We start from the raw sequence: 19,439 nt of genomic DNA, 5'->3' as shown, positions 1-19,439 counted from the left end.
AATAATATATAGACCCCTTGGGGTCCGATGAATTTGCTCTCCTCAGAGCAGCGGTGGTAGGGCCACCGGGTAGGTCTCCGGCCACGGCCGGAATTGATCCAGTTTCAGGATAAATGTAACGACGGCAGATGATTGCCCGTTTTGCAGCGCCAGCGTCTTTTTCGATTGGCAGCCGGCGGGCATCTATCCCGTCAACACTTTTAACCCTCATCCTTGTTGTATGTTTTCTCTGTCATAATAGCAATAGGGTGGCTAAATATGCCATATTGTTGGTGGAATTTCCGGGTTAACAATTGGTTCACCAAGGCCTGCGATTGTGGGGCGCAAACGCGCAAACAAACGTCCGGCGTGGTCGAAACAGTGCCGTTCCCGGTGCTTTTCCGCTCCATTTATCGAAAATGACTGAAATACGGAATTTCTTGAAGACCATGAATTTCACGCGCAGCGCAGAGATATCAGGTGGGGCAGGGCCGCTTGGCGTGCGAATCGCGCGGCTTGCGCGTGCCCTCGTCGTCCCGGTCTTCCTTTCGGCCGTCACCGTCCTCTGTGGCGTTCCGCAGGCATTTGCGCTTGAACCGCTTATCGCCAGTCAGGCGCGCATCATTGGCGACGAGGCGCGCACCCGCATCGTTCTCGATTTCGCCGAAGAGCCGGAATTCGATGTTCACTATCTCGATTCGCCGGCCCGCATCGTCGTCGATTTTCCGGCGGTGAATTTCGCCTTTCCGGCATCCGACCTTAAACCGACAGGCCTTTTTTCGGATATCCGCTTTGGCAGTATGGGCCAGAACAGCGCCCGTATCGTGCTGACCGCGAAAAAACCGGTGCAGGTGGCGGTGGCCGAAACGAAAAAGGGCGAGGATGGCGCAGCTTTCCGTTTCGTGCTGGATACGGAAATCACCACCAAGGCCAAATTCGCCGAGCTGGTGAAGACCCAGCAATGGCAGACGCCGGCACCGGTTACCACCGCGACCATCACACCCGGCGACAAGACGGCGCGGCAGGCGGAATTCGTTATCGCGGTCGATGCCGGCCATGGCGGCATCGATGCCGGTGCGACAGGTGGGGCGACCGGCACGGAAGAGAAGGTCATCACATTGACCTTTGCCAGGGAACTCGTGGAACGGCTGAACCGCGAACCGGGCATCAAGGCGTTCCTGACCCGTGATTCCGATACGTTTCTTGCCTTGTCCGAACGGGTGACAATCGCCCGGCAGAACAATGCCAACCTGTTCATTTCAGTCCACGCCGACACCCTGAAGCAGAAGGGCATTCGAGGCGCGACCGTTTATACATTGTCCGACCGGGCCTCGGACCGGCAGGCGCAGGAGCTGGCGGAGCGTGAAAACAAGTCCGATCAGATCGCCGGTGTGGCTGTCTCCACCGAGCCGCCGGAAGTCGCCGATATTCTGCTTGATTTCACCCGTCGTGAAACCCAGGCCTTTTCGGTGACACTGGCGGAAAACATCGTCTCCTCCTTCGAGGGGCAGGTCGGCCTCATCAATAATCCACATCGTTACGCCGGTTTCATGGTGCTGCGCGCCCATGATGTGCCATCGGTGCTGCTGGAACTGGGTTTCCTCTCCAATCCGGAAGATGAAAAGCTGCTTCTCGATACCGAATGGCGCAATAAGGTTGGCGATAGGCTGGCGACGGCAGTGGGGCGATACCGCGCCAAGGCCATGGCAAACGGCGGTTGAAACACCGGGCGCCGCCGCGACAACACTGTTGCCGCCGTGCCGATTGCAGCCAAAAAGCTGTTCAATTCTTGGGCGTTGCGGAGGATTAACAGCCGCAAGCCCTATTTTACTCACATTCCCCGCGTTACTCGGAAGCGGATTCGGTGGCGATCCGCACAGCGGCAGAAGCGCGATATGCGGCAGTTGGCCCGGTAACATATCAGCGAATGCTGCCGTATCCGGCTTGTCATCGAAGGTATGGTGTGCAAAACGGCACGCGATATGCAAGGATGCGCCCGTATATCGTCGGGCGTTGATGGTTACGATTCGAATTATCGGTAGCTTGGTATGATCAGACTGATTGGATATTTTTTCGGCTTGGCCAGCGTGCTCTTCCTGTGCGCCGCCGTCGTCGGTGCGATTTATTTGCACGGCGTGACGAAGGACCTGCCGGATTACGCAGTTCTGAGCACCTATGAGCCGCCGGTAACGACCCGCGTGCATGCCGGCAACGGTGCGTTGATGGCGGAATACGCCCATGAAAAACGCCTGTTCCTGCCGATCCAGGCCATCCCCGACCGGGTGAAGGCGGCCTTCCTTTCGGCGGAAGACAAGAATTTCTACAATCACCCGGGTGTGGATATCTTCGGTCTTGGCCGCGCCATTCTCGTCAATATCCAGAATTTCGGCTCCGGCCGTCGTCCTGTCGGCGCCTCCACCATCACCCAGCAGGTGGCGAAGAACTTCCTGCTGACCAACGACCAGACCATCGACCGCAAGCTCAAGGAAGCCATTCTCTCCTTCCGCATCGAGCAGACCTATTCCAAGGACAAGATTCTCGAGCTTTATCTCAACGAGATTTTCTTTGGCCTGAATTCCTACGGCATTGCCGGTGCGGCACTCACCTATTTCAATAAATCGGTGACGGAACTGACGATTGCTGAGACCGCCTATCTTGCTTCGCTGCCGAAGGGTCCGGCCAATTACCATCCCATCCGTCGCGAAAAGGCGGCTCTGGAGCGCCGCGACTGGGTAATCGACCGTATGGCCGAAAACGGCTACATCACCGTTGCGGATGCCACGGATGCGAAAAAGCAGCCGCTTGGCGTCAATCTGCGCCGCGGCGGCGCGCATATCTTCGCATCCGACTATTTCGCCGAGGAAGTTCGCCGCCAGATCGTCGAGAAATACGGTGAGGAAGCGCTTCTCGAAGGCGGGCTTTCGGTCCGCACCTCTTTCGATCCGCAGATACAGGCGGAGGCGCGCAAGGCGCTTCAGGATGGTCTGGTGCAATATGACGAGCGTCGCGGTTTCCGCGGACCTGTCGAAAAGATCGAGACGGCCGGCGACTGGACGGCGGCGCTCGCCAAGGTCAAGGGCCTGCGCGACGTTCCCGAATGGAAGGTCGCCGTGGTCCTCGCCGTTGCGGCCGATGGCATCGATATCGGTGTGCAGCCGGACACGGAAACCGAAGATGGCGACAAGCGCACGCGCGGCCATATCTCCGCTGAAAACATGCGCTGGGCCTATCGCGATGCGACCGGCAAAAAGGCGACTGCCAAGTCGCCGGTGGGTGTCGTGGCGGCAGGCGATGTGATCTATGCGCAGCCGCTTTCCAATTCCGGCAATGAATATCGCCTGCGCCAGCCACCGAAAGTGCAGGGCGGCATGGTGGTGATGGACCCGCATACCGGCCGTGTTCTGGCCATGGTGGGCGGTTTCTCCTACGCGCAGTCGGAATTCAACCGCTCCACGCAGGCCATGCGCCAGCCGGGCTCCTCCTTCAAGCCGTTCATCTACGCGGCAGCCCTCGACAATGGTTATACCCCGGCATCGGTCATTCTCGACGCGCCGATCGAGGTGGTTTCCGGCGGTCAGGTCTGGAAGCCGCAGAATTACGGCGGGGGTTCCGCCGGTCCTTCGACCTTGCGTCTCGGTATTGAAAAATCCCGTAACCTCATGACCGTGCGTCTCGCACAGGACATGGGCATGAATCTGGTGGCGGAATATGCCGAACGCTTCGGCATCTATGACAAGATGCCGCCGCTTCTGGCCATGTCGCTCGGTTCGGGTGAAACGACAGTCATGCGTATGGTCTCGGCCTATTCGGTCATTGCCAATGGCGGCAAGCAGATCAAGCCGACGCTGATCGACCGCATTCAGGACCGTTACGGCAAGACGATCTTCCGTCATGAGGAGCGTGCCTGCGAGGGCTGCAATGCCACCAGCTGGCAGAACCAGGACGAGCCCGTCATCGTCGATAATCGCGAACAGGTTCTCGACCCGATGACCGCTTACCAGACGACCTCCATGCTGGAGGGTGTCGTGCAGCGCGGTACGGCGGCAGGCAAGATCAAGGTCGATCTGCCGGTTGCCGGCAAGACTGGCACCACCAATGATGAAAAGGACGCCTGGTTTGTCGGTTATACGCCGGACATGGTTGCCGGCCTCTATATCGGCTTCGATTCACCCGCACCGCTCGGTCGCGGCGGCACGGGCGGTTCGCTGTCGGCACCGATCTTCGGTGAGTTCATCGCCGATGCAGCCAAGCATCTGGAGCCGAGCAAGTTCATCGTGCCTGCCGGCATGAACTTCGTCGCCGTCAACCGCAAGACAGGCATGGCGGCGGAGGAGGGGCAACCGGACACCATCATGGAAGCCTTCAAGCCGGGCACCGGCCCGGCCGACAGCTTCTCGGTCATCGGCGCGGAAAACTACATGTCTCAGGAAGATATTCTGAAGACCTCGCCGCAGGCGCAGCAGGCCATCACCGGCGGTGGCGGCGGTCTTTATTGACACCAGTTCCGGGATCATCGGGGGGCGCGGGTCTTTACATCCGCGCCCCCCGCATTTATTTGAGCAACAAGTTTCAATGAAGGCGAAGAACCAGCGAAATGCGCAATGAAATCGTGAACGTAGTCGACGAAATCAAGCAGGCCATAAGCCTGCTGAGGAGGCATCTTTGACTGGGACCAGGCGATAAGACGACTGGACTGGTTGAACAACAAGGCAGAGGACCCGACCCTCTGGAACGACGCCTCCGAGGCCCAGAAGCTGATGCGCGAGCGCCAGCAGCTGGATGACAGCATCAGCGGCGTCAAGGCGCTTGAGCAGCAGCTCAAGGACAATATCGAGCTGATCGAACTCGGCGAGATGGAAGGCGACGACGAGATCGTCAAGGACGCCGAAGACTCCCTGAAGGCGCTGAAGAACGAGGCGAACCGCCGTCAGGTGGAAGCCATGCTGTCGGGCGAAGCTGATGGCAATGACACTTATCTTGAAGTGCATTCCGGCGCCGGCGGTACGGAAAGCCAGGATTGGGCGAACATGCTGCTGCGCATGTATACCCGCTGGGCCGACCGCGAAGGCTTCAAGGTTGAGGTGCTGGAAGTTCACGATGGCGAAGAGGCCGGCATCAAATCCGCGACGATTCTCGTCAAGGGCCACAATGCTTTTGGCTGGCTGAAGACGGAATCGGGCGTGCACCGCCTTGTGCGCATCTCGCCCTATGACAGCAATGCGCGTCGCCACACATCGTTCTCTTCCGTCTGGGTCTATCCGGTGGTCGACGATTCGATCCAGATCGACATCAACGAAAGCGATTGCCGTATCGATACCTATCGCTCGTCCGGTGCTGGCGGCCAGCACGTCAACACGACGGATTCGGCCGTGCGCATCACGCACATCCCGACCGGTATTGCGGTTGCCTGCCAGCAGGAACGGTCGCAGCACAAGAACCGCGCCAAGGCGTGGGACATGCTGCGCGCCCGCCTCTATGAAGTGGAATTGCAGAAGCGGGAAGATGCGGCCAACGCACAGGCGGCCTCCAAGACCGATATCGGCTGGGGTCACCAGATCCGTTCCTACGTTCTGCAGCCTTACCAGCTGGTCAAGGATCTGCGAACCGGCGTTGAAAGCACCGCGCCCGGCAACGTGCTGGACGGTGATCTGAACGAATTCATGGAAGCTGCTCTCGCGCATCGCATCAGCGGTGGCGCGGACGTGGAAGTGTCGGATATCGATTAAGACGCGCCAGGTGCGTTAATCGAGAAATTGCCCCTCGCAGGTCCATTGCGAGGGGTTTTTCGTTGGAGGATATGCGTGAAACAGGTGCTCTACATCGTCGACGTTCAGCCGAGCTTCAATCCACCGGCAGCGCTGGTGGCGGAGATATCTTCACTCGCAACTACGATGCCCAGCATAGCCACCGTCGAGCGACATGATGAGAGCGTTACGCCTTTCGAGCGGCAACTGGGCTGGAAACCGGGCAGGGACGATGAATCGCTCGTCGCCGCGGATCGAATATTCATCAAGCACGGTTATGCACCGCCGAAGGCGGCGATGGACCATCTCTTTTCCTTGAAGCCTGAAAGGGTGCTGGTCTGCGGCATTCAGGCTGACACCTGCGTACTGGCAGCTGGTTTTGCCCTGTTCGATGCGGGGCTGCACCCCACGCTATTGCCGTGGCTGACGGTCGGCTCCAGCCTCGACCGCAGCGGTGAACTTGGTGCAAGGCTCTGGAAACATCATTTCGGCGCGGTTCTGGCCGGGCCGCATGCGCTTGATATATAGCTGTCAGTTTGAGGCTTTTTCTATCTTCATCTCGCCAAGCTCATCGATGAGGATCGTCCAGCTTTCGGCTTCCTTGGCCATAGGGTCTGTTTTCAGATAGACGGTGACGAACAGGCCGGGCGAATCCGATGCGCCGTTCGAGCTTTCGGGACGAACATCCGTGACATATGATTTCATCTGGGTGAACTCCTCCAGCTCGACATTTTCGAGGAGATTTGGTCCCTCCGCCGTAAAGGCGATGCGCTGCAGGTAAATCTTGGCCGTCCCGTCGCCCTGGCGGATTGCAATCACCTTGTAATAGCCACGTGTGGGCGATGCCGGCGGTGGCCGCAACTGGCCGTCAGCGCCTTCCCGCGGCTCCAGGTTTCGATCTTCCCACATGCCGCTGCTGACAACGAAGATCGCGGAAACAGGTAGCGTATCGATCGCCGCTGTCTGCGCCCGTGCGGGAAGCACGGCGTTGGCGAGAATGAGGGCAGCGAGGATCGATTTTCTAAGTTGCATGGCCGTTATGAATAGTTAGCGTCAATTGTTGAACTGTTCGGCAAGAACCCGGTCTGACCACGAACGGTCCGGATCCGAGAGAATCCTCGCCGTCCTGTCCTGCGATTGTGCGATCCGAACATGACGAACGGATTTCACCTCCGTATGGTCAGCCACCGCATTCACCGGGCGTTTATCCCGTTCCAGAACGTGAATGTCGACCGTCACCTTATTTGGCAAAAGCGCGCCGCGCCAGCGCCGCGGACGAAACGCGCTGACGGGGGTGAGCGCCAGCAGTGGTGATTCCAGCGGCAGAATCGGCCCATGGGCGGAGAAATTGTAGGCGGTGGACCCTGCCGGCGTCGCCACCATCATGCCATCACAGATCAGCTCTTCCAGCCGCACCTTGCCATCCACCTCGACACGAAGCTTCGCGGCCTGATGGGATTGGCGGAACAGGCTGACCTCGTTCATGGCAAGGGCGGTGAACTCATCGCCATCCGAATCCGTCGTTGTCATGCGCAGCGGATGAAAATCATTGCCGGTTGCCACTGCAATACGCTCGAGCAGACCCTCCACCCGATAATCATTCATCAGGAAGCCGACCGATCCCCGGTTCATGCCATAGACGCGCTTGCCGGAATTCATTGTTTCGTTGAGGATTTGCAGCATGAAGCCGTCACCGCCCAGCGCCACGATGACTTCCGCCTCTTCAAACGGCGTGTTGCCGTAAACGCCCTTCAGCGCCTCCATCGCCGTTTGCGCTTCCTCGGTTGCGGAGGCGACGAAGGACAGTGAAAAGTTAGAATGCGACATCCGCTTCCCTCGACAACGGCGCAGACCTGAGAAGGCTTGCAAACGATGCTGTAACCTGTTGAAGCGGCTCGCAATCCTCAAACGTCGATAAAAACGGTCGATCACAAGCCACAAGACCCATCCTTGGTACATGAAGACGACGGTTGGCGACAAGGCCTTTCGGGCAGGGAGGCGTTCCCCCGCCGCGCCATTGCGCCACACCGTTCCACAGCTTCTTGATTTCCGCTCTCCGACAAGGGTTGCGATGCAGGGCGGCCTGATGCAGTTTGCTGCAAAGCAGGCCGTAGGATGAATGGCAGGAGACGGATTTGGTGCTGAACTACAATATCTATGATGTCTTTACCGAAACCAGAATGGCGGGAAACCCGCTGGCGGTCATGTATGACGCCGATGACCTCGATCAGGCCACGATGCAGGCGATCGCCAGGGAAATGAACCTTTCCGAGACCGTCTTCGTCAACCGCTCGGGTAATCCGGCACATGCGGCCTCGCTACGTATCTTCACGCCTTCAGGAGAATTGCCTTTTGCGGGACACCCGACCGTTGGTGCTGCTGTCGCCATCGCCGAGCGCAATCGCAAGGATGGTGATGATGATGTCGATATGGTCTGCGTGCTCGAAGAGAAGGTGGGCCCTGTCCGTTGTGCGGTAAAGATGCGCCCCGGCGCTGTCAGCTTCGCCGAATTCGACCTGCCGCGCAAATCGTCCCGTGTCGAGCTGCCGCTCGATCATACCGCACTTGCCGACGCGCTGGGCGTTAGCGAAGGCCATCTCGGTTTTGAAAATCATGTGCCGTCAATCTGGACGGCGGGCGTGCCGTTCCTGGCTGTGCCCCTGCACAATATCGCCGCCGTGCGCGACATGGATTTCGACGCCAATCTATGGCTGCGCACCGCACCGCTGGTGGAAGGGCTGCTGACGGCGGCCTATATCTACTGTCGCGGCGGCGTCAACCACGCGGCGAAGTTCCATGCCCGCATGTTCTCTCCAGACATGGGCATTTCGGAAGATCCGGCCACCGGTTCGGCGGCTGCGGCCCTTTCCGGCGCCATCCACCATTTCGACGGCCTGACCGACGGCCACTATCCGCTCCTCATTGAGCAGGGCGTGGAAATGGAACGACCGTCCCACATCCACCTGCGCATGGACATCAAGGATGGCGAAATCGCCCGCGCCCGCATCGGCGGCCATGCGGTGCGTGTTGCATCGGGTACGTTTGAGATTTGACCTGGTAAGCTGGTAAGTTCACGTCGTTGAAGAACGACGGGACAGCGAGAAAACCAAAGAAAAACCCCGGTCTCTCGACCGGGGTTTTATTTTGCCTGCGTCAGCCAGATCAATTGAACCGGCCAGCCGCATGGGCAAGCATCGTATAGACCTTGCCGGTATCGGAGGTGAGGTAGGACTGCGTAACGCTTCGGTCGCGGTCGGTGCGGGCCACGTCGGCCAGCAGCTTTTCGAAATCGGTGATGTAGCGATCCACGGCGGTGCGGAATTCGGCTTCCCGCTCGTATTTGCGCTTGATCTCGTCAAACGTCGTCTGGCCCTTCAGCGTGTAGAGGCGACGGGTGAAGACGTCGCGTTCGCCGCGCTGGTAACGGCGCCACAGTTCCACCGAGGCATCGTGGTCGATGGCACGGGCGATATCGACTGAGAGCGAGTTCAGCGATTCGACCATGTGCCGCGGGTTGCGGGTGTCGGCCGCACGGGTCGGCTGCTGTTCGGCGCTGGCGCGGGGAGCGGAAGCTGCAGAGGCGTCCTGACCGTCACGCGAGGCGCCGCGCAGCAGATCGCTGATCCAGCCACCGCCTTCTTCACGACGCCCGGCAGGGTGGGTCGCAACCGGTTGAGCGGGTGCAGGTGCCTGACGGTTTTCGGTTTGCCGGTTTTCGACCTGGCGGTTCTCAAGCGGCAGGGAGCCGCGCAGCGCAGCTGGTGCGGGGGCAGGCTGCGGCTGTGTCGGGCGCTGTTGCTGAACCGGAGCGGTGGCTGCCGGCTGCGGACGTGTCTCGACACGGCGCTCGGCGGCCGGCTGGGTTGCGGCAATGGCGCGGGCGACGGGTTCGGACACTTCCATCTGGTGGGCCGAACGGCCGACGAGCTGGGAAATATCCTGCAGCGCCTTGATCTGCTCGGAAACGGCGCGGCGCATGGCGGCAGCACTTTCCTTGGCTTCTTCCGGCAGGTCGAATGCGCCACGCTTCAGTTCGGCACGGGTCGCATCCAGCTCGCGGCGGATGTCATGGCTGGAGCGGCGGATCTCGTCGGTCGCGCCGGCAAAGCGGCTGACGGCCTCCTCGACGGCCTGACGCAGCGTTTCCTTGAGGTTGGCGGCGGCGGCGTTGGATTTTTCCGAGGCGCTGCCCAAGAGATTGTCGACTTCCGAAAGCGAGGATTCGACACCGCCGCGCAGGCGGTTGACCAGCTCGTCGGAATATTTCTGCGCGTCGGACAGCGTGCTTTCGATCGAGCGGCTGGCATCCTGACCGGCGGAGAGCAGGGCGCCCCGCATGGTCTGTGCCGCCGAGCGGGCGCGCTGTTCGGTTTCATCCAGCGAGCGGCCGATATCGGTAAAGGACGCCTGCAGATTGTCGCGCAGATTGCCGGCAACATTCTGCGAACGCTCCTCGGCTTCGTTGAGCGTGGTTTCTACGACGCCGACGACGTTGCGCATGGCGCTTTCGATTTCCTCGGAGCGCTTGACGAGGCCGACGGACAGGCTGCGCAGCGCGTCCTGACGCTCCTCCAGCGTGCCGACGAGGCTCGATTGTGCCGCGTTGAGCAGTTCGGACGCCTGGCTCAGCACCTTCGAATGTTCCTCGAAACGTCCGACGATGCCGGCAACCTGCGCCAGTGTCTGGCCGGAAATATTCGACAGGCGGTCGATCTTTCCTTCCAGCAGACGGCTGGAGCTGGACACCATGTCGGCGGCCTGCGAAGCGCTATCGGAGAAGCGGGTCGCAGAGGCGTTCAACGCTTCGTCGGCCGTGCCGAATTCCTGTGCGGCGCGCTCGACGGCGGAGTTGAAGTTGGAAGCCGACTTTTCGACGATTTCGGCCATGCTGTTATGGGTCTGCGACAGCATATCCGTGCTCTGGCGGGTGGCGGCGACCAGCTTGTTGGCGGCATCGCTGCTGGAGCGGGCATATTTGTCGATACCCTGTTCGACGGCATCCGCCATGGCGGTATGGGTCTGCGACAGCATGTCGGTGCTCTGGCGGGTGGCGGCGACAAGCTTGCTTGCCGCATCCGTGCCGGCATTGGCGTAATCGCTGATCGCCTGTTCCACCATGCCGACCATGCCGCTGTTGCTCTGCGACAGAAGTTCTGCACTCTGCTGGGCAGCAGAAACGATCTTTTCGGCAGCTTCGCGGCCAATGGTGGCGTATTCATCGACGACAGGCTTGGCTTTTTCCTCGATCAGGCGCGACAGTTCGGCAGAACGGCTGGCCAGCATCGAGTTGAGTTCGCGGGTGCGGTTATCCAGCGCCGAGCGGATGGCTTCGCCGCGCGCGTCGAGGGCCGATTCGACACCCGTCAGCGTTTCGGAAATGACGCCCACCTGAGAGCGAACGACGGCTTCAGCTTCGGCCACCTTGTTGACGATGATGTTGCCGGCTTCGGAGAAGGTCTGGGCGACGGCTGCGGCCTGGCCGGAAAGACGCGTCTGCGCATCCGAAATGCGGTTGACGATCTCGCCGGAGCGTTCCTCGATGGCCTTGGTGAAGGCCTCGTTCTGCGCCTGAACCTGGTCGGCAAATTCCGAGCCGGACTTGGAGAGCAGGGCAGACGAGCGAGCCGCTTCATCGCCGATGCTCTGGGTGGCAGAGACGACAGCGCCGCGCAGGCTGACTGCGAGATCGCTCGCCTTGCCTTCAATGGTACGGTTGACGTTTTCGAGGCCGATCGTCAGTGCCCGGTCCATGGTGCCGAGACGTTCGTCAATACGCGCCGTGCCGGTATCGAATGTTTCGGCCAGACGGCTTGTACGGCTTTCAAATGTGTCGGAGACGCGTGTTGTCTGTTCGTCCAGAATGCCGGTGATACGCTCGGCAGCTTCGTCGCTGGTGCGGGCAAAGATTGCAGTCTTGTCTTCCAGCGCTTCGGCGAAACGGCGGCCGGCATCTTCGATTGACGTATTCACATTGGCCAGATCACCGCCGACGCGTGCCTGCAACGTGTCGAGCGACGTTTCGATACGGGCGCCGGTCTCGTCGAGACGGGTGGTGACATTGCCGATCGAGGTTTCGATGCGCGATGACAGGGCATCCGTCGCCCCGCCGATTTCACGGGCGGCTTCACCGATCTTGACGGCGATGTCGCCGGCGCTGTTGCGAAGGCGCTCTTCCAGCGTTACGGCACTGCCGTCAATCGCCTTCTGCAACGTTTCCTGCTGGGTTTCGAGCGACAGTTCCAGCATGCTGGCGCTGGAGGCGACAGTGGTGCCGATCATCATCGCCTGCTCGGAGAGCATGTCCCCCATCTGGGTGGTGGCGGAGCTGAGCGTCGCTGCCATATCCGCGTGGCGCTGGTCGAGCGCGGTGCGGATATCCTCGTGAGATTGCGACAGATTGCTTTCGAGACGCGAAACGCCTTCTTCGACCGTCTGCGCAAAGCGGCTGCTGCCGTCTTCCACGACGCTTTCAATACGGTTGGCAGCGCCCGAGACGCTCTGTTCGATCAGGCCGCTATTGCGCTTCAGCGAGCCGGCAATGCGTTCCGCCTGCGAGCCGAGCATGGTTTCCAGCCGCTCGTGGCCGCTGGCAAGCGCGTTCTCAAGCGTGAAAGCGGTGGCTTCCAGCCGCTGGCCAACGCCGGCCGCAGCCAGCGAAAGCGACGAAGCTCTCGCATCCATCGCCTCGGCAATCCGGTCCTCGACGCCTGAAATCGTCATGTCGAGCGCCATTGTACGGCTGTCGAGCGCGTCCGCGATGCGTTCTTCCGCGCCGGAGACAATGCCGGAAAGGGCCGCGGTACGGCTGTCCAGCGCGCCGGCAATACGGTCCTCGACACCCGAAACGGCGCTGTGCAGGGCGGCGGTGCGACCGTCGAGAATATCGGCGATCTTTTCCTCAACGCCGGAGAAGCTCAGGTCGAGCGCCATGGTGCGGCTGTCGAGCACGTCGGTGATCCGCTCTTCAGCGCCGGCAACGACGGTCTTCAGGGAATCCGTGCGGCTGTCGAGTGCGCCGGCAATACGGGTCTCGGCGCCGGCCACCAGCTCGCCAAGGGCTGCGGTGCGCGTGTCGAGAGCTTCCGTGATTTTTTCCTCGGCGCCGGAAAATGCCATGTCGAGCGCCATGGTACGGCTGTCGAGTGCATCCGCGATGCGTTCTTCGGCACCGGAGACCACGGCGTTGAGGGCTGCGGTGCGGCCGTCGAGCGTTTCCGCGATCCGGGTTTCAGCACCGGCAACCACGTTGCCGAAAGTCACCGTGCGGCTGTCGAGCGCACCTGTGATCTTTTCTTCCGCGCTTGCCACGATGCCGGTGAGGGCGGACGTGCGGTTGTCGAGCGTTTCGGAAAGTCGCTCCTCGACATTGGCGAATGTCATGTCCAGCGACAAGGTACGGCTGTCCATGGTGTCGGCGATGCGTTCCTCAACGCCGGAAATCGCGCTGGAAAGAGCTGCGGTGCGGCCATCCAGCGTTTCGGCGATGCGGTTTTCCGCACCGGAGACGACATCGTGCAGGGCGGCGGTGCGGCTTTCCAGCGTGTCGGAAATGCGGTCCTCAATGCCGGAAACAGCGCCGGTGATGGCGGCAGCCCGGGTTTCGAGGGTTTCCGACAGACGGCGCTCGACATCGGCAACAACGCTGTTGATCGCGGCTGCACGTTCGTCCAGCATCGCGGCAAGGCGTTCAGCCGTGCCGGAGACAGAGCCGGTAATGGCAAGCGAACGGCTGGCGAGTGCTTCGTCGAAACGGTCCTGGCTGGCCGAAAGCGCGCCGAACAGGGCGTTGCTGCGTTCCGCCAGCACGTTGTCGATCTTCTCGTGCGAATTGGCGAAGGCATTGGTGATTTCGGCAGTGCGCTGGCCAATCGCGTCGCTGAACTCGCGGGTACGGGTTTCCAGCGCGCTTTCAAGCATTTCCTGGCCGGTGCCCAGCGCGGTTGCGAGCGCTAGGGACTGATCGGTCATGGTATTGCCGATGCGCTCAAGACCGCTGTTCAGCATGGTGTCGAGCGCTTCGGAGCCGCCGGCAACGGTTTCGTTGATGCGGGCGAGGCTTTCCATCAACTTGCTGTCGAGGCTGCCGGCGCGCTGGTCGAAAGCACTGGCAAATTCCGCCACATGTTCGTCGAAGGCGGTATTGACCTGGCCAACCGTTGCCTGCAGCCGCTCCTCGTAGAGGCCGGAACGCAGATCGAGGTCCATGATCGCATCATCAGCCGTGCTCTGCAGGCTCTGGCGGAAGGAGAGACCCTTTTCCTCAAGCGTCGTCGAAAGCTTGTCGAGCACGGTATCCAGCGAACCACCGATGATCTGCTGACCGCGATCGATATTGCGGTTGAGTTCCAGCGTGCGCGTGGACAGCGTTTCGTTGAGCTGGCGGGTGCGCTCCTCAAGCGCGCTGTTGAGGCTTTCAGCACCGCTATCCAGCGTCGAAGCATGGATTGCGAACCTTTCGAGCAGCACTTCGCCGCGCTCATCCAGCGTCGAGGCAAGATTGTGCAGGCGCATGTCAAATTCGTTCGACAGGGTCGAGCCTGACGAATTCAGTGCCTGAAGCAGGTTTTCGGTCTTGGCGGCGATCAGGCTGCCCATGGCTTCGGTGGAAGCGCGCGATTTTTCAAGCAGGGCGGCGGAGCGTGTATCGATCATCGAGGCGAAGGCTTCGCCTGTCGTGGCAAGCCGCATCGAAAGCTCTTCGCCGACGATGGAAAGCTCTTCCTTGATCTGTTCCTGCGCGCCAACGATGGACGAGCGGATGCGCTCGGCATGGTTGACGATGGCGTCGCGCTCGGCGGTCAGTTCCTGCACAAGGCTGCGTACGCGCAGTTCATTGTCGGCATAGCTGCGCTCAAGCGCGTTGACTTCCGAATGAACCAGCGTTTCCAGTTCCGTCGCACGTGCAATGGTGCGCTCGATACCGTCATTCATGGCCGAGACTTCGCGGCGAACCGCCTGGCCGACGGACATGATGCGGTCAGAGGCAACGGTTTCGGGCTCGGCAAGGCGAAGAGCGACTTCGGCCATCGAGCGGGCGGCGTTGCGCAGATCGCGGGCACGCGCCATCATGATCGCGAAGGCGAAAAACAGCATGACGGGAACGAGGATGCCGACGACGATCGCCATCAGGCCGGGAATTGCGGTGAGGTCGGCCAGCGAGGCTATATTCCAGAGCGCATTGCCGTAAAGCAGGTGTGCCACACCGAGACCGCCCAGCGCCCAGATCACCGACATGATCGTCGCATTTCTGAGTGCGCCGCCGATGGAGCCACCTTCGAGCGATTTCAGGATCATCGCCGGGCTGCGCTTGGAGCCGTCATTGGCCGCTTCCAGATTGGGCGATTTCGGCGCCTGTTCGGCAGGCGCGCGCGCGGCCTCGGGAGCAGGGGTCTGTCTGCTTGCTTCCTTCAATCTGGCCTCCGGCGGCTTTGGCGCTGCGGTTTTCCGCGATTCCGGCTTTTCCTCGAAAGCACCGAGCTGCAGGGCGTCTTCCAACGCCTGAAATGCAGTCTCGTCGACAGAGTCGCTGATCTTGTTATTCGCCATGCGGTTACGCCTCGTTACACATACGCCCGGCTTCATGCCGTTCGACCACTTGCAACCTGCAAGCGGACTGCCGCCATCATGCCGGCGGAACATTATCCCGTTAAAGGGAGCAATTCCGCCATTTACCAAATCCCGAATTGCTGGTGGTCCAGCTTTCGGGCGAAATTACATCACTGTGCCGTAATAACAAAGCTTGCGCTTAAGCCTCGTCTTAGCAGCAGTACCGTAGTGACACATTTAGGTGTTCGAAACAATTAATGCGGATTTACGGCAGCGGCGAAGTGTCGGCTTTTTAACAGTTTTTAAACCTGAGTTTCGCTCTGAACGCCTTGTTTCGCATAAGTTTAACATAAATTAACCATAGCAGAAGATTTTCGCCCGCGTCACGCCGTAATTTAAGCCGATAGCACCGGTTTGGATGCGTAAATACGACACAGATGTGACACGAAACAAGAAACGGCGAGACAAGGAATTCCAGCCATGGCAGCGGTCAGTATTGCTTTCGAAGCTCCGGATAATTGCGGCGGTGCGCCGGCCGTTACGAAAAAGCCGATCGATTTCGATCATCTTGCCCGTCAGACGATGGGTGACAAGGATCTGGAAATCGAAGTGCTGCAACTGTTCAGCCGCAACGCCCGCGCCGCATTGCATGAAATTGCCGAGGCCGACGACAAGGCCGTGAGGGCAACCGCCCACCGCCTGAAAGGTGCTGCGCAGGCCGTCGGCGCCCCAGCCGTTTCCGCCGCCGCAGCTGCGGTAGAGGACCAAGGCAAGGACAGCGCCGCGATTGCGAAACTCGCGGCAACCATCGTCGAGGCGGAAAACTTCATCCTCAAGCTCTGCCGCTGAGGCGGAGTTCATCAAATTTGCCATTTAACAAGGCCGGTTCAGCCTGTGCGCCCTTGAAGCGGGTTGCCAAGGCGAACCGGCCTTTCTATGTGTTTAGAACAGTTCTTAGATCACCATTTTGGATTCCGGCATGACAAAACTGACCATCGTCGCCTTTGACGGCACGCCCCATGAACTCGATGTGAGCAACGGTTCCACCGTCATGGAGAACGCGGTGCGCAACTCCATTCCCGGCATCGACGCGGAATGTGGCGGCGCCTGTGCCTGTGCAACCTGTCATGTCTATGTCGATGACGCCTGGGCGGAGCGTGTCGGCGGGCCGGAGCCGATGGAAGAGGACATGCTGGATTTCGCCTTCGACGTGCGTCCCACCTCGCGTCTCTCCTGTCAGATCAAGATGAATGACGAGCTTGACGGTCTTGTCGTTCACGTTCCCGAACGCCAGGGCTGAAAGCTCTTCACATTGCCGGTCGCAGAAAAAGCCCCGCTCACCAGGTAGAGGAGAGCGGGGCGAGGCGGGTACGCAGCATGCAGGCGAGGGAGGAAACACCTGCGAGCCCTCAAGTGCGCACCGGGAGAACCGGAGAGGGTTTTGAGCGCCGGACCCGCTGCGGGCCACAACCGTTAAAAACCGTATGAACAAGCTACAATGAGTCTCGGCGGCGGCACCATGACGAGAAGTCACGGGTGAGATCGGACATGACGTAACGTCATGTTTCCGTTGCGTTGCGTCTCTAGCGGAAAATGCGGCGAAGGCGGTTTACCGCCGATTTTGCCCCTGTTCGAGCCGATTTTTCAAAAGCCGGGTCATGCGGGCATCGAAATTTTTCGATTCCACAACATCGAAACGCATCTGGTCCCTGTCGTGCTCATCCATCACCGACTGGGTGATCTTGCCGACCATTTCCTGAAGCGTTTCGCAACTTTTCTGCGGACGAAGGGCTGCCAGCTGTCTTTCGAGCGAACGGGCATGGGTGCGGGCGATTTCCGCGTGTCGTTCCTCATGGCGTTTGATATCGGCAAGCAGCGTATCCCAGATGAAGGCCAGCTCCGCGGTGGTGCGGCGGCGGTTTTTCCATCGCGACAGAAGGATACGGGTGTTCAAAAGAACCTTGGCCGTTCCCACGCTGCACTGGCCGTTTTTTTCCACATAGGTGAGCTCGCCGCCGAATTTGATCTCGGTCGCGCCGGGATGGCGCGCGCCGGTATTGCGCGTCAGCGGGCCATGCTTTGAGAGCTGCTGGTCGAGATCGGCGGCGGTTTTGCCGGTGATCGAAAAATAGGAATAGGTCTTGCGGACGATGGTTTCGGAAAAAGCCGGCCCAGCCGAAGAAAGTGCCAGCGCGCCCGCAAGGGCGGCGCAAAGAGCACGTGATGATTTGGTCATGACCCGGCCTTCCGGTTGAACTTGAAAAACGTTTGCTGCATAGGCGGAGCGGAACCTATAAGAATTGGCATAACATTCCGTTATTCCCGAAAGGCGCGTGTTACGTGATAACAGCCGGCAGCAACGTGTGGCAAGCGGCCCATGGCCGCTCCCTGAAACTTGATGGGCGTGGCCGTATTATGGCCATCGTCAATGCCACGCCCGATTCATTTTCCGATGGCGGCCGTTTTCTCGCCGTCGATGAGGCTTTTTCCCATGCACTGACCTGCGTGGAAGAAGGGGCAGATATCATCGATATCGGCGGCGAATCCACGAGGCCGGGTGCGGCGGAGGTGACAGAGGCGCAGGAGCAGGATCGGGTATTGCCCGTCATCGAGAGGCTGCGCCGCGAGAGCGAGGTTCTGATTTCCGTCGATACCTATCGTGCGTCGACAGCGCGGCTTGCGATCGAAGCGGGCGCGCATATCGTCAACGACGTCTTCGGCCTGCAGAAGGATGCGGAGATGGCGGGCGTGATCGCCGCTGCGCGCGCCGGCGTCTGCATCATGCATACCGGCCGCGACCGGCAAAAACGGGCCGATGTCATCGAGGACCAGTTCGAATTCCTTAATCGTTCGCTGGAGATCGCCGAGGACGCGGGTGTTGCCCGCGACGCCGTCGTGCTCGATCCGGGTTTCGGTTTCGCCAAGGACGAGGATGAAAATGTCGAGCTTATGGTGCGATTCGGTGAGCTTGCCGCTTTCGGCCTGCCGGTTCTGGCCGGCACGTCGCGCAAGCGTTTCATCGGGTCGCTGACGGGCAGGGATGCGGCTCCCGAACGCGATATCGGAACGGCTGCGACGACAGCGATCCTGCGCCTTTCGGGTGCTTCGATTTTTCGCGTGCACAATGTCACTGCCACACGCGATGCACTGGCAATTGCCGATGCGGTTCTTGCCAAAGCGCCGGCAAAGGCCGATGCGTAGATCAACGAGTGCCGGAACGCCGTGTCCCCACAAAGGCGCGACTTTCGGGCGAAACATTCCTGCCATGGAGGCGATGCGATGAGCCGCTATACCATCATCCTGAAAAACTGTTCCTTTTTCGCCCGTCATGGTCTTCTCGAGCAGGAGGAGGTGCTGGGCCAGCGCTTTTTCGTCGATGCCGAGATGGAGGTCGAGGCGGGTGACGCACTGGAAACCGACGACATCGAAAATACCGTCGATTACGGCGTGGCCTTCGCCGTCATTGAAAAAATCGTCGTGGGGCAGCGCCGTTATCTCATCGAGGCTCTGGCGAACGACATCGCCAAGGCGCTGCGCGCCCGGTACCCGCAAATCGTCTGGTTGCGCATCACGGTGCGTAAACCGTCCGCTCCCGTTCCCGGCATCCTCGACTATGCGCAGGTGAGTGTTGAACACCGTGCCTGAAAAGATGACCGTCGCCGCATTGGGTCTCGGCGGCAATATCGGCGATCCCGCCGCCGCGATGGCCAAGGCCTTGCACGAATTGGATAGGCATGAAAATTGCCGCCTGTTGGCCGTCTCCGGCCTTTATCGCACGCCTCCCTGGGGCAAGACGGATCAGGCTGATTTCTTCAATTGCTGTGCGCTGGTCGAAACCTCGCTTACGGCGCCCGCGCTGCTGCAACTATGCCTCGATATTGAAAGGGGCATGAAGCGGGTGCGCACGGAGCGCTGGGGGCCGCGTACCATCGATATCGACGTGCTGACCTATGGCAATGAGGTTATCGTAACGGAAAGCATCGAAGTGCCGCATCCGCGTATGACGGAGCGCGCTTTCGTGCTGATGCCGCTCGCCGAGATCGCCCCGGATATCGACGTCAGGGGAAAGCCGGTGCGGGAATGGCTTCAGCAGGCGGATAGAAGCGGTATTGTCCGCACAAATGAAAAGCGGGAGTGGTGGACACTCCCGCTCGGTAATGACTGAGAGGA

The 19,439-nt window shown here is 60.2% G+C and carries 14 protein-coding genes; 10 read left to right on the top strand and 4 right to left on the bottom strand.

The window, feature by feature from the left end; translation table 11 throughout:
* The first annotated feature begins 428 nt into the window (after positions 1 to 428).
* From AKG12_RS08510 to AKG12_RS08495, 4 genes are all read left to right on the top strand, one after another.
* The gene (locus tag AKG12_RS08510) at positions 429 to 1,700 is read left to right on the top strand and encodes an N-acetylmuramoyl-L-alanine amidase (protein ID WP_052818508.1); all 1,272 of its coding nucleotides are present in this window, start codon (positions 429 to 431) and stop codon (positions 1,698 to 1,700) included.
* A 327-nt stretch (positions 1,701 to 2,027) separates the two neighbouring features.
* Positions 2,028 to 4,475, top strand: a complete 2,448-nt coding sequence (locus AKG12_RS08505; RefSeq protein ID WP_052818507.1) for a penicillin-binding protein 1A — start codon at positions 2,028 to 2,030, stop codon at positions 4,473 to 4,475.
* A 98-nt stretch (positions 4,476 to 4,573) separates the two neighbouring features.
* A protein-coding gene (prfB, locus tag AKG12_RS08500) for a peptide chain release factor 2 (RefSeq protein WP_137002499.1) occupies positions 4,574 to 5,705 on the top strand; the annotation gives its coding sequence in 2 pieces (ribosomal slippage) (positions 4,574 to 4,642 and positions 4,644 to 5,705; 1,131 coding nt in all).
* Between the two features lie 75 nt (positions 5,706 to 5,780).
* Complete coding sequence (locus AKG12_RS08495) at positions 5,781 to 6,251, top strand: cysteine hydrolase family protein (protein ID WP_052818506.1); 471 nt, start codon at positions 5,781 to 5,783, stop codon at positions 6,249 to 6,251.
* Positions 6,252 to 6,254: 3 nt separating this feature from the next.
* On the opposite strand, the gene AKG12_RS08490 is transcribed toward AKG12_RS08495, so the two are convergent.
* Both AKG12_RS08490 and AKG12_RS08485 read right to left on the bottom strand, forming a co-directional pair.
* Entirely contained in the window at positions 6,255 to 6,755 is a 501-nt protein-coding gene (locus tag AKG12_RS08490; protein WP_052818505.1) for a hypothetical protein, read from the bottom strand.
* A gap of 21 nt (positions 6,756 to 6,776) precedes the next feature.
* Positions 6,777 to 7,550 carry an NAD kinase gene (locus tag AKG12_RS08485; RefSeq protein WP_046800261.1) on the bottom strand — a complete coding sequence of 258 codons (774 nt, stop codon included), beginning with the start codon at positions 7,548 to 7,550 and terminating at the stop codon, positions 6,777 to 6,779.
* A gap of 308 nt (positions 7,551 to 7,858) precedes the next feature.
* On the opposite strand from AKG12_RS08485, the gene AKG12_RS08480 reads away from it, so the two are divergent.
* Positions 7,859 to 8,776, top strand: a complete 918-nt coding sequence (locus AKG12_RS08480) for a PhzF family phenazine biosynthesis protein (protein WP_052818504.1) — start codon at positions 7,859 to 7,861, stop codon at positions 8,774 to 8,776.
* A gap of 109 nt (positions 8,777 to 8,885) precedes the next feature.
* Here the strand turns inward: AKG12_RS08480 and AKG12_RS08475 are convergent, their stop codons facing one another.
* Positions 8,886 to 15,269, bottom strand: a complete 6,384-nt coding sequence (locus tag AKG12_RS08475) for an apolipoprotein A-IV repeat region-like domain-containing protein (protein WP_052818503.1) — start codon at positions 15,267 to 15,269, stop codon at positions 8,886 to 8,888.
* A gap of 480 nt (positions 15,270 to 15,749) precedes the next feature.
* Here AKG12_RS08475 and AKG12_RS08470 point away from each other — a divergent pair, with 480 nt between their 5' ends.
* Together AKG12_RS08470 and AKG12_RS08465 are read left to right on the top strand one after the other, a co-directional pair.
* Entirely contained in the window at positions 15,750 to 16,118 is a 369-nt protein-coding gene (locus AKG12_RS08470) for an Hpt domain-containing protein (RefSeq protein WP_046800257.1), read from the top strand.
* Positions 16,119 to 16,248: 130 nt separating this feature from the next.
* Positions 16,249 to 16,569 (top strand): 2Fe-2S iron-sulfur cluster-binding protein, encoded by a 321-nt coding sequence (locus AKG12_RS08465; protein WP_003502527.1) that lies wholly within the window; start codon positions 16,249 to 16,251, stop codon positions 16,567 to 16,569.
* 309 nt (positions 16,570 to 16,878) lie between these two features.
* Here the strand turns inward: AKG12_RS08465 and AKG12_RS08460 are convergent, their stop codons facing one another.
* Complete coding sequence (locus AKG12_RS08460; protein ID WP_052818502.1) at positions 16,879 to 17,505, bottom strand: DUF922 domain-containing Zn-dependent protease; 627 nt, start codon at positions 17,503 to 17,505, stop codon at positions 16,879 to 16,881.
* A gap of 104 nt (positions 17,506 to 17,609) precedes the next feature.
* Here AKG12_RS08460 and folP point away from each other — a divergent pair, with 104 nt between their 5' ends.
* From folP to folK, 3 genes are all read left to right on the top strand, one after another.
* Positions 17,610 to 18,470, top strand: coding sequence for a dihydropteroate synthase (gene folP, locus AKG12_RS08455; protein ID WP_502688807.1), 861 nt, complete (start codon positions 17,610 to 17,612; stop codon positions 18,468 to 18,470).
* Between the two features lie 78 nt (positions 18,471 to 18,548).
* Positions 18,549 to 18,914 carry a dihydroneopterin aldolase gene (gene folB / locus AKG12_RS08450; RefSeq protein WP_003502532.1) on the top strand — a complete coding sequence of 122 codons (366 nt, stop codon included), beginning with the start codon at positions 18,549 to 18,551 and terminating at the stop codon, positions 18,912 to 18,914.
* A 4-nt stretch (positions 18,915 to 18,918) separates the two neighbouring features.
* Positions 18,919 to 19,434 (top strand): 2-amino-4-hydroxy-6-hydroxymethyldihydropteridine diphosphokinase, encoded by a 516-nt coding sequence (gene folK / locus AKG12_RS08445; RefSeq protein ID WP_197283312.1) that lies wholly within the window; start codon positions 18,919 to 18,921, stop codon positions 19,432 to 19,434.
* The last annotated feature ends 5 nt before the right edge of the window (positions 19,435 to 19,439 follow it).

The sequence above is a fragment of the Agrobacterium sp. SUL3 genome, from assembly GCF_001263295.1.
Classification (GTDB): Bacteria; Pseudomonadota; Alphaproteobacteria; order Rhizobiales; family Rhizobiaceae; genus Agrobacterium; species Agrobacterium tomkonis.
The sequence above is the reverse complement of the archived record's forward strand: the minus strand, read 5'-3'. Positions and strand labels throughout refer to the sequence as shown.

Coding starts and splice junctions, on each gene's coding strand:
- folB (WP_003502532.1), top strand. CDS start 18,549: ATGAGCCGCTATACCATCATCCTGAAAAACTGTTCCTTTTTCGCCCGT.
- AKG12_RS08490 (WP_052818505.1), bottom strand. CDS start 6,755: ATGCAACTTAGAAAATCGATCCTCGCTGCCCTCATTCTCGCCAACGCC.
- AKG12_RS08465 (WP_003502527.1), top strand. CDS start 16,249: ATGACAAAACTGACCATCGTCGCCTTTGACGGCACGCCCCATGAACTC.
- AKG12_RS08470 (WP_046800257.1), top strand. CDS start 15,750: ATGGCAGCGGTCAGTATTGCTTTCGAAGCTCCGGATAATTGCGGCGGT.
- AKG12_RS08505 (WP_052818507.1), top strand. CDS start 2,028: ATGATCAGACTGATTGGATATTTTTTCGGCTTGGCCAGCGTGCTCTTC.
- AKG12_RS08475 (WP_052818503.1), bottom strand. CDS start 15,269: ATGGCGAATAACAAGATCAGCGACTCTGTCGACGAGACTGCATTTCAG.
- AKG12_RS08485 (WP_046800261.1), bottom strand. CDS start 7,550: ATGTCGCATTCTAACTTTTCACTGTCCTTCGTCGCCTCCGCAACCGAG.
- folK (WP_197283312.1), top strand. CDS start 18,919: ATGACCGTCGCCGCATTGGGTCTCGGCGGCAATATCGGCGATCCCGCC.
- AKG12_RS08460 (WP_052818502.1), bottom strand. CDS start 17,505: ATGACCAAATCATCACGTGCTCTTTGCGCCGCCCTTGCGGGCGCGCTG.
- AKG12_RS08510 (WP_052818508.1), top strand. CDS start 429: ATGAATTTCACGCGCAGCGCAGAGATATCAGGTGGGGCAGGGCCGCTT.